The following is a 963-nucleotide window of genomic DNA, read 5'->3' on the forward strand; positions in this document are numbered from 1 at the left end:
TTAGGGTAAAATTCTCTTAAAAGTCCGTTACTATTTTCATTTGTGCCTTTTTGCCAAGCACAGTAAGGGTCACAAAAATAAGTTTTACATCCTAATTCTTTTTCTATTCTCTCAAATTCTGAAAATTCTTTGCCTCTATCAAATGTTATTGTTTTTACTAAATCTTTTGGTAAATCTTTTAATGCATCGATTATTGCTGGTGTTACATTTTCTGACTTTCTATTTTCAACTAGGATTGCTATATAATATCTAGATTTTCTTTCTGCTAAAGTTACAAAACAATATCCACTTTTCCTTTTATGATCTAATCTGCCTGATTCCACCGTATCTGCTTCCCAATGACCTAGTTCTTGTCTTTTGTATATTTCTTTAGGTCTTTTCTTAATTGTTCTCCCTTTATCGTTAAATTTCCCTCTTTTTTCTGCCGGTCTTTTAAATTTTCCTTTTCTTCTCAAATTTTCCATACTGGTTTTTGGCAACTTTTTTGCGTGTATGAGCCTATATATGGTTGATGTAGATGGTACTTGATTAATAGCATTTGTGCTTCTATTTGATATTTGTTCAGGTGACCAATGTTCATTAATTTTTATAGTTAAATAATCAATAACATCTTTAGAAAATTTACTCTTCCTATGACAATCTTCCCTTCTAGCAATATATTTGTTATTTGCCTTTATGGGGGAGTATTTAGTATAACTTCCTCCATTAACTTTTATTTTAGAAGAATTTCTTTTTATTTCTCGAGATATTGTACTAGGCGACCTTTTAAGTGCTTGTGCAATTTCCCTTATACTCATTCCTAAATTCAAAAATTGATAGATACAAGATCTCTCTTCTATGGTAAGATGGTTATAGCTCATAGTTAATCGCTCCTTTTAATATGTTTTGTTTGGTCACTTACATATTAACACAGCTGATTAGCTATGAGTTTATTTTGTGTTGCACTTGTTATGATAAATTATC

General features: G+C 30.2%; 1 protein-coding gene. It reads right to left on the reverse strand.

Annotated elements, in window-relative coordinates:
• Nucleotides 1-860: IS30 family transposase (locus HMPREF0077_RS09995; RefSeq protein WP_040349802.1), on the reverse strand; the 860-nt coding region annotated here is incomplete at its 3' end.
• Between the last annotated feature and the right edge of the window lie 103 nt (nucleotides 861-963).

Origin of the sequence: Anaerococcus tetradius ATCC 35098 (genome assembly GCF_000159095.1) — a bacterium.
GTDB lineage: Bacteria > Bacillota > Clostridia > Tissierellales > Peptoniphilaceae > Anaerococcus > Anaerococcus tetradius.